We start from the raw sequence: 8,905 nt of genomic DNA, 5'->3' as shown, positions 1-8,905 counted from the left end.
AGCCTTGCCAAAGGCTCGGTAAGTTGGGTCGTATTCAATATATACCGCGCCCGCGTTGATATACCCACGCCCATTTTACCTTTCAGCAAATTGAACATCACGGAAGGCAGCCGCGTATCCCCGCCTGCGTTCAGATACTTGTAATTACCGTTGAGCTTTTCCTTCAAATAGGAGCGCGGGAACATGAGCACACCGCGTTCATTCCTGTATTGATCCGGCACCGTATTCGTCATCAGGGAAAGGAAGGAAAATAGCGCATCGTACTTGACGTGGTTGTTACCCGTATAAAACTGGGTACCTACCAGGTTCACGTGAATAGCATAGCGGCTATCGGCAACAAAGGCAGGATTATGGTACAATGCATTGGTACCCGCATAATTTCCCATTGCAACGCCAGGCAGGTGCTGGGCCGATCCATTCAATGCTATCCCAAGTAAAATAAAGGATGCGAGTATCAGACTTTTGGGCATAGTCACTAGAAAACGGTGAATCGGCGAATTTTATATTCGTGTGCAAAGAAAAGCGGAACTCCACGGAGTTGCAACGAATGTTCCGCGATTCAGAATATTTAATCTTGCGTAAGCGGTATGATTTTCACGCGCCTCAAACCCGGTGGAAATGCTGAATATGTTATTATCCAAAGATAAAATGTGTACGTATTGATAAAAAAGTCTGAAAAAGGATGAAGGCTATTGTTTGCCGTTCTACGTGATTAGGTGTGATCAGGAAGTGAATTGCAGATTGTTTTGTTAATTAAAACATAGACCATATATTGTTTTGTTAAAAACGGATATAGGCTTTTTCAAATTTTGTATTGTATGAATTTCTCTTTTTCAAATTATCAAAGTGAAAATTTCTTCGATGAAATGTTTTCCCCCGATGGACAGACTCGCCCCGGGTATGAGCATTTGAAGAGCAAATTTGAAAATCTGACCCACGAAGACCTTACCAACCGCCAGCTTGCCACAGAGCGGGCGCTGCTTTCAATGGGAATTACTTTCAATGTCTATTCCGAAGGAGAGGGGACAGAGCGCATTATGCCGATTGATATTATTCCGCGCGTACTGCCCAATGCAGAGTGGGAGTGGCTGGAAAAAGGTTTGAAACAACGCATCAAAGCGTTAAATATGTTTATCGATGATGTTTACAATGAACAGAATATCCTTAATGACGGAGTTGTACCGCGCGAGCTGATCGAGTCGAGTAAATGCTTTTTGAAGCCTTGTCTTGGTCTGAAACCCCCGAAAGGTATCTGGTGCCACATAACCGGTACCGACCTGATCAAAGGTGATGACGGTACTTTTATGGTTTTGGAAGATAACCTCCGCTGTCCGTCGGGTGTATCTTACATGCTGGAAAACCGGGAGTTGTCGAAGCAGATTTTCCCCGATGTGCTGGCAAGAACGGGCGTACGGCCGGTTTCGGATTACCCGACAAGACTGTTACAAATGCTGCAGCACCTCGCAGACCGGCCGAATCCAACTGTTGCAGTTCTAACTCCTGGTATCTATAACTCAGCTTATTTCGAGCATTCCTATCTGGCGCAGCAAATGGGCGTTGAGCTGGTGGATACGCGTGATCTGGTTGTTTCCGATGGTTATGTAAAGATGCGGACTACCAGCGGATTGCAGATCGTGGATGTAATCTATCGCCGCATTGATGATACTTTCATGGATCCCGAAGCATTTAACCCTGACTCACTGATAGGTATCCCTGGTATTTTCGAGGTTTACAAAAAAGGTCGCGTGGCACTTGCAAATGCGCCAGGTACTGGCGTGGCCGATGATAAGGTGGTGTATGCCTATGTGCCGCGTATCATTAAGTACTACCTGAATGAAGAAGCCATTATCCCGAATGTACAAACCTACATTTGCGGCGAAGAGGAAGATTTTAATTATGTGCTTGAAAATATTGCTGATCTCGTTGTTAAAGAAGCCAACGAAGCAGGTGGTTACGGTATGCTCATCGGGCCGAAAGCAACGGAGCAGGAGCACGAGCTTTTCAGACAAAAAATACGGAACAACCCGAGAAATTACATTGCGCAGCCTACCATTTCGCTCTCCCGCGTACCCTGTATGGTCGACGGCCACGCAGAAGGCAGGCACGTAGATTTGCGCCCGTACATCCTTTACGGCGATGATATCAGCGTAATCCCCGGCGGACTGACGCGGGTTGCATTGCGTAAAGGTTCCTTGGTTGTTAACTCGTCCCAAGGTGGCGGAGGTAAGGATACCTGGGTATTGTATTGATTCATTACCGTAGTTACTGCTGGCTGTTGGTGATAATTGGTTTGCAATATTGAACCGCGTTTCATTCATGGCTGTTCATCTTGAGTAACTAAAATGGTAAAGAAATGCAACGCGAGGTAACCGGTTGGTATAGCCCGGCGCTAAATGAACATATGGATATTGCGGTTTACGGACATTACGGGTTTGCACTCCTGTTGATACCGACTGCCGCTTCAAATTACTTGGAGTATGAGGAGAATGGCCTGATTGAAAGTATCCGTCCGTTTATTGATTCCGGAAAAGTTAAAGTTTATTGCATTAACAGCATCAATTCAGAAAGCTGGCTGAATCCTTACATGCACGGTTATGACAAGGCAGTGAGGCACCAGTTGTTCAATGATTATGTGATTAAAGAGGTAATTCCTTTTATAAAGGACACATCAAGCCAGACCAACGAGATTATTGCCGGTGGTGCATCCTTTGGTGCAATGCATGCTGCTAATCTCTTTTTCCGGCACCCGGATTACATTCATGGCATAATCGCAATGAGCGGCTGTTATGACCTGAGTGTTTATACCGACGGCTATTACGATGACAATGTGTACTTCAATTCGCCTGTTCACTATCTGCCGCAGCTGAAAGCAGAATGGCATTTGTCCATGTACAGGGATAGTCGCCACATTCATTTTGTATCGGGTTCAGGTGCGTATGAAGTGCCGGAATATTCACGACAAATTTCAGCTATTTTAACCTCGAAGAATGTTCCGCACGAACTGGATATCTGGGGAACTGATATACCACACGAATGGGGTACCTGGAAGAAGATGCTTCCTTATTACCTGGAAACAAGGTTTTAAGTATGAAGAAGTTTCGGGCAAACGGGCGCTTACCCGAAACTTCTTCATTTATGCTCCCTCGAACTGTCTGAGGAAGCGCACGTCATTTTCTGTAAATAAACGCAGATCGTTGATACCGTAGCGCAGCATTGTAATACGCTCAATACCCATTCCGAAAGCGAAACCTGTATACTCCTCACTATCAATCCCGCAATTCTGCAGCACATTCGGATCCACCATTCCTGATCCTGCAATTTCTACCCAGCCGCTGTACTTGCATACATTGCAGCCTTTTCCCTTACATATAAAGCAAGTTACGTCGATCTCGGCACTTGGCTCGGTAAACGGGAAGTAGGAGGGACGGAGGCGGATTTTCGAATCTTTGCCAAACATTTCCTTCGCGAAATGATAAAGTGTGTCTTTCAAATCTTTAAAGCTCACATTCTTATCTACATACAAACCTTCAACCTGGTGAAAAACGCAATGGGCGCGGGCGGAAATGGCTTCATTCCGGAACACGCGGCCAGGCATGATCGAGCGGATCGGGGGTTTTTGCCGCTCCATTAAACGTACCTGCACATTGGACGTATGTGTGCGGAGCAGTACATCATCCTTCACTTCACCTTCACTTTTGGAAATAAAGAATGTATCCTGCATTTCCCGGGCAGGGTGGTTATCGGCAAAATTCAATGCACTGAAATTGTACCAATCCTTTTCGATTTCAGGTCCGTAAGACACATTGAAGCCCATTCTTTCGAAAATTTCGATAATGCGGCGACGTACAATGGTAAGCGGGTGCAGACTGCCCTGTAAGTTGGGTACCACGGGCAGGGTAAGGTCAATTACCATTTCAGGATTAGTATCGATCGCATTTTCTAATGCAGCCGAAAACTCCTGAAAACGGCCTTGCGCGAGGTTTTTCAGGGTATTAAGTTCCTGTCCGACCGCTCGCCTGTCTTCGGGCGCTATATTTTTCAGTCCGTCAAACAGCTCGGTAACAACTCCTTTTTTGCTGATATATTTTAACCTGAAAGCTTCCAGCTGTTCTTTATTTTCAACTGTGGCCTTCTCAATTTCCGATACTAGTTCTTTTACCTTTTCGGTAATCATAACGCATTTGATGTTGTTGGTAACAGACTTATTTATCGCCGGTTTTGGCAAAACTGACTGGCGAAATCAGGGTAAAGATAATCAAAGTTCAGGCGCGTGTAGACTTGTAATACAGCTTCAAAGCCGAATTCGTGCTTTCAGGGCTTAAAATTGCGCCTTTTGGGACTACGTAAAATTACGCATTTTGCTAAGGTCTGTTACGTCATTTCACCTTTCGATCAATGGTAAATACCTTTAAATCAGTGTATTGAAAAAATGTGCGTAGTTCTACGTATTTTATTTGAGCTGCACTATTGACTAATTTTGAATCAACAATCAAACATTATTAGTCATACGTTACCATGAAAAATTTCACATCATTTACTCGTTCCAACATTTCTGAAAGAACTTACAACGACAGCCGCAACTCCATTTCGGTACAATCAATGGGGCGGACTATCTTTTTGACTCCCGACGTAATCACCTTCCTGGAAGGTGAGGGCAACTATACATTTATATATACCAACACCGGCAAAAAATATCTGGTGTCAAAAACATTGAAATCACTTGCAGAGCAGCTCAATGCGAATTTTATGCGGGTGCACAAATCTTACCTGGTTAACGCGGATTACATTGTAGAGAGACTGGAAGACGATCGCATGCTAAAACTGTCCTGCGGAAAAGAAGTAGCAGTTTCACGCAGAAAGATCAAAGAAGTAAGTGGTATCCTCAACCACAACAGCCTGCGCATTACCGCATAACTGTTAAGATTTTAGTGAATTAAATTAGTGGGTTATTCATAAAAACAGCAGCCATCGCTTGATCGAAGGCTGCTTGTTTTGTTTTTAGCAAAGGGATAATGGAGGAAGGAGGAAAGGGAGGAAGGGTTGTAAGTTTATGATGTTGCGAGTTTTTCCATCCTCCCCTTCCTCCTTATTCCTTATTCCCTTCCCTTAAAATATCTTCAACCCCAGCGTTACCTGCCAGGAACTGATTTTTTGCTTTACATCTCCTCCCTGACCATCGGCATTGAATGAGGCTACATTGGTGAAAGATCCTTCCTTGCGCACGTCCAGACTAAAACTTCCTAAATCAAGTCCGCCGCCGAGCTGGTACCCGAAAGTCGCCTGCGACAATGCGTTGTTCAGATCAGATGTATAATATTTAAATGCATCGCGAAGCTTCTGATTATCACCAATTCTGAATGAGGTAACCGGACCCGCGAGTATCCGGAAAGGCCCGCCCCTCAAACCAATCAAAAGCGGCACATCGATATTGCTGTATTTGATATTGATCGTTTTGGAAATGGGCTGCTCTTTGTCCATTTCGATGATTTGAAATGATCCCCCTTTTGTAGATACTAAAACCTCCGGCTGAATGAACAATGTGCGGCCAAATCGTGCATATATACCGCCTACTGCGCCTGTTTTTGTATCAAAGCTTTGTTTAAGGTTATCTCTCACCGCCTTTCCATCATAACCCAGATAGGGATTACCTGCATCGTCGTACCGCGTTGTAAAAACATCTCCCATCGTAAGGCGTGATAAATTCACCCCTCCTTTGATACCGAACGCGAAACCTTTTTTCTGAGCTTGTGCTGATCCAATCGCAACAATGCATAACATACAAATACAAGCTACTTTTGTCAGGATGTTCATGGATAATATCATTTTTTAAGTAAGACGGATAATAACGCCGAAAAACAAAAAACTATACCTTACCTACATTCTTTTTGATTTTGTGGCTTAAACATCCAATTTTCAGGTCAGGATCGTTATTATCCGCTTCGTTGTTACACTATTACAAATTAGATTATTCTACTTATGGCCAAAGCCAAGACAGCCTACTTTTGTCAGGAATGCGGGTACAATTCACCAAAATGGGTGGGGAGATGTCCATCATGCGGTGAGTGGAACACCTTTGTTCAGGAAGTGATTGAAAAGGAAGATCCGAAAACTGCAGTTTCCTGGAAGTCCGTCAACCTGGCAAGCCGCCCGCGGGCAATCTCTGAAATAGAATACCAGAACGAGCCGCGCATTAAAACCTCAGACGAAGAGTTGAATAGGGTACTCGGCGGCGGGATCGTACAGGGTTCACTGGTGCTGATCGGCGGCGAACCAGGGATCGGCAAATCAACCCTGATGCTGCAAATCGCATTAACACTTTCGAACAAAAAGGTACTTTATGTTTCGGGCGAGGAGTCTGATCAGCAGATCAAAATGCGGGCTGAGCGAATGGATGCGAAAAGCGACAAATGCTACATTCTCACTGAAACGCATACGCAGAATATATTCCGGCAGATCGAAGATTTTCAGCCCCAGGTTCTAATTATCGACTCCATTCAGACCATGCAATCGACATACATAGAGTCGGGTGCGGGCAGTGTGTCGCAGGTTTGGGAGTGTACTGCCGAGTTTATGAAATATGCGAAAGAAATGGGCGTACCCGTTTTCCTGATCGGGCACATTACCAAAGATGGTTCCCTGGCCGGACCGAAAGTCCTGGAACATATGGTCGACACGGTTTTGCAGTTTGAAGGCGACCGGCATAATACTTACCGCATATTGAGAACCGCAAAAAATCGCTTTGGAAGTACTTCGGAACTGGGTATTTATGAAATGCACGGAACTGGTCTGCGACAGGTAAGTAATCCGTCTGAAATCCTGATTTCTCAGCGGGAAGAGCCCGTCAGCGGTATTGCGATCGGCTCGATGATGGAAGGTAACAGGCCACTTTTGATAGAAATACAATCGCTTGTAAGTGTGGCTACCTACGGAACTCCGCAGCGAAGCAGTACCGGCTATGATGCAAAGAGATTGCAGATGTTGTTGGCTGTACTCGAAAAACGTGGCGGGTTCAGGCTCGGAACGCAGGATGTTTTCCTGAATGTAGCTGGCGGATTAAAGGTGGAAGATCCTGCAATCGATCTAGCCGTCGTGGCGTCACTTGTGTCGTCTTACGAAGACAAGTACATTCCACCCTCCATATGTTTTGCTGCCGAAGTTGGTTTGGGTGGAGAGGTAAGAGCGGTAAATAGAATTGAAAACCGGATTTCTGAAGCGGAAAAGCTGGGATTCAAGAAAATGTATATTTCTAAATACAACAGCAAGGGACTTGAATTAAAGCGGGGGAACATCGAAGTGATTCCGGTGGCGCATTTGGACCAGCTGTTTATGTCGCTGTTTTTAAACCAATAGTGCGCATTAACGCATTTTAGAATGCTTGACGAGGTAAGCCATTAAAATCGGGTCGAAACCGTTTGCAATGTCGGCTTCAATAAAGTCAATCTTGTACTGGCCGCATTTCAGTTTGAGTTTTTGATAAAAATCACTGACAAACTCTTTGTAGGAATCGCGAACCTGATCAGGTTGCACCTTGACCTTTTCACCAGTTTCAAGGTCAACAAATTCATAAGGTCTGTTTTCAAATGCAAAATCCTCTTCCGTCTCCCGGTCGGTAACGTGAAAGAGCAATACTTCGTGCAGGTTGTGGCGTAAATGCTGGAGAGAGGAGAAAATCTTGTCGGCATTTTCCAGATTATCGAACATATCACTGAAAATCACCACGAGTGAGCGTTTATGGATCTTTTCGGCAATTTGGTGAAGTACTTCGGAGACCGAAGTTTTAAGAAGAGGTCGACTGCTTGTCAGCTGGTTTTCAAGTTCCAGCATAATTTTGTGCACGTGAGAAGGTGTTGACTTGACAGCCGTTTGCACTTCAATCTGCTCAGAAAACGTACAAAGACTTACCGCATCTTTCTGCCGCTGAAGCAAATACGTCAAACTTGCCGCTGCCATCACACTGAATGTCATTTTACCATAGTTCTCTTCCGGATAATACATGGACGAAGAAGTATCCAGCAGAATATGACAGCGGAGATTGGTTTCTTCCTCATACCGCTTCACATAAAGTCGGTCGGATTTGGCAAAAACCTTCCAGTCAATGTTCCGGGTAGATTCTCCGGTATTATAAAGTTGATGTTCGGCAAATTCCACAGAGAAACCGTGGAAAGGGGACTTGTGCAAACCGGTAATAAATCCTTCAACGAGCTGTTTGGCAAGGAATTCCAGATTTCCGAACTCTCTTACTTTGGCTAAATCAAGCTGCCGGTTGCTCATTGAAGTTTACATTATTGTTTGCCTCTCATTGCAATTACTTTGCCGGATTTGGGATCAATATGTTCGTTGGATTCCAGCAATACCATTCCCTCCATTCCTACAACGCGCACTGAAACTGCTGCTACGCCTTTTGCTACAATGCCTAACAGGCGGGCGGCTTCTTTACTCAGGTCAACAATTCTGTTATGGGAGAAAGGACCTCTGTCGTTCACTCTGACGATTACTTTTTCGTCATTTTCAAGATTCGTGATTTCTAGCATCGTATTCAGGGGGTAACTCCTGTGGGCGGCAAGCAATTCGGAACTTTTGTGTACTTCTCCGAAAGAAGTTTTTCTTCCGTTAAACATCGACGCATAATAAGAAGCGCGACCTGTTTCTGTTTTGCCTAATTTGACCTGAGCGAAAACCTCAGGCGAGGCAGCGAATGCTAATAAGATGAGAATCAGAATCCGACGATAAGTCATATCTCAGGATTTAAGTGAAACATAATAGGGAAAAACTTCCCTACTTGATACTCGATACCTGGCATTTCGTGGGAAATGAAATACCCGGAATTTCAAAAGTAATGGAAAAAGATGAGAAAAGAACAAATGTTAAGGTTAAAGTACAACTGAAGAGTCGAATAGTGTAGTTG

At 44.5% G+C, this 8,905-nt stretch carries 9 protein-coding genes; 4 read left to right on the top strand and 5 right to left on the bottom strand.

Translation table 11 applies throughout. The annotated features are described in order from the left end of the window. Positions 1-470, bottom strand: a 470-nt coding sequence (locus tag ACTIE6_RS10540; RefSeq protein ID WP_439556595.1) for a DUF5723 family protein, incomplete at its 3' end; no start/stop codon positions are given. Positions 471-818: 348 nt separating this feature from the next. Between ACTIE6_RS10540 and ACTIE6_RS10535 the strand changes: the two genes are divergently transcribed. After that, positions 819-2,249, top strand: coding sequence for a circularly permuted type 2 ATP-grasp protein (locus tag ACTIE6_RS10535; RefSeq protein WP_439556594.1), 1,431 nt, complete (start codon positions 819-821; stop codon positions 2,247-2,249). Positions 2,250-2,353: 104 nt separating this feature from the next. Continuing rightward, positions 2,354-3,085: an esterase family protein gene (locus ACTIE6_RS10530; protein WP_439556593.1), complete on the top strand. Its 732-nt coding sequence runs from the start codon at positions 2,354-2,356 to the stop codon at positions 3,083-3,085. A 48-nt stretch (positions 3,086-3,133) separates the two neighbouring features. Here the strand turns inward: ACTIE6_RS10530 and pheS are convergent, their stop codons facing one another. Beyond that, positions 3,134-4,174, bottom strand: coding sequence for a phenylalanine--tRNA ligase subunit alpha (gene pheS / locus ACTIE6_RS10525; protein ID WP_439556592.1), 1,041 nt, complete (start codon positions 4,172-4,174; stop codon positions 3,134-3,136). A gap of 341 nt (positions 4,175-4,515) precedes the next feature. Between pheS and ACTIE6_RS10520 the strand changes: the two genes are divergently transcribed. Beyond that, positions 4,516-4,914, top strand: a complete 399-nt coding sequence (locus tag ACTIE6_RS10520; RefSeq protein ID WP_439556591.1) for a LytR/AlgR family response regulator transcription factor — start codon at positions 4,516-4,518, stop codon at positions 4,912-4,914. A 192-nt stretch (positions 4,915-5,106) separates the two neighbouring features. Here the strand turns inward: ACTIE6_RS10520 and ACTIE6_RS10515 are convergent, their stop codons facing one another. Then, a complete protein-coding gene (locus tag ACTIE6_RS10515; protein WP_439556590.1) occupies positions 5,107-5,811 on the bottom strand; it encodes a porin family protein in 705 nt (234 codons plus the stop codon). A gap of 165 nt (positions 5,812-5,976) precedes the next feature. Between ACTIE6_RS10515 and radA the strand changes: the two genes are divergently transcribed. Beyond that, positions 5,977-7,350: a DNA repair protein RadA gene (gene radA, locus ACTIE6_RS10510; protein WP_439556589.1), complete on the top strand. Its 1,374-nt coding sequence runs from the start codon at positions 5,977-5,979 to the stop codon at positions 7,348-7,350. A 6-nt stretch (positions 7,351-7,356) separates the two neighbouring features. Here the strand turns inward: radA and ACTIE6_RS10505 are convergent, their stop codons facing one another. Then, positions 7,357-8,271 (bottom strand): DUF58 domain-containing protein, encoded by a 915-nt coding sequence (locus ACTIE6_RS10505; RefSeq protein WP_439556588.1) that lies wholly within the window; start codon positions 8,269-8,271, stop codon positions 7,357-7,359. Between the two features lie 11 nt (positions 8,272-8,282). Beyond that, entirely contained in the window at positions 8,283-8,735 is a 453-nt protein-coding gene (locus ACTIE6_RS10500) for a septal ring lytic transglycosylase RlpA family protein (protein WP_439556587.1), read from the bottom strand. Positions 8,736-8,905: the final 170 nt, after the last annotated feature.

It is taken from the genome of Dyadobacter sp., assembly GCF_051859145.1.
GTDB lineage: Bacteria > Bacteroidota > Bacteroidia > Cytophagales > Spirosomataceae > Dyadobacter.
The sequence above is the reverse complement of the archived record's forward strand: the minus strand, read 5'-3'. Positions and strand labels throughout refer to the sequence as shown.

Bases quoted from the DNA above. Each gene is read 5' to 3' on its own strand.
- ACTIE6_RS10500 (WP_439556587.1), bottom strand. From the start codon at position 8,735: ATGACTTATCGTCGGATTCTGATTCTCATCTTATTAGCATTCGCTGCC.
- radA (WP_439556589.1), top strand. From the start codon at position 5,977: ATGGCCAAAGCCAAGACAGCCTACTTTTGTCAGGAATGCGGGTACAAT.
- ACTIE6_RS10505 (WP_439556588.1), bottom strand. From the start codon at position 8,271: ATGAGCAACCGGCAGCTTGATTTAGCCAAAGTAAGAGAGTTCGGAAAT.
- ACTIE6_RS10530 (WP_439556593.1), top strand. From the start codon at position 2,354: ATGCAACGCGAGGTAACCGGTTGGTATAGCCCGGCGCTAAATGAACAT.
- ACTIE6_RS10515 (WP_439556590.1), bottom strand. From the start codon at position 5,811: ATGAACATCCTGACAAAAGTAGCTTGTATTTGTATGTTATGCATTGTT.
- pheS (WP_439556592.1), bottom strand. From the start codon at position 4,174: ATGATTACCGAAAAGGTAAAAGAACTAGTATCGGAAATTGAGAAGGCC.
- ACTIE6_RS10520 (WP_439556591.1), top strand. From the start codon at position 4,516: ATGAAAAATTTCACATCATTTACTCGTTCCAACATTTCTGAAAGAACT.
- ACTIE6_RS10535 (WP_439556594.1), top strand. From the start codon at position 819: ATGAATTTCTCTTTTTCAAATTATCAAAGTGAAAATTTCTTCGATGAA.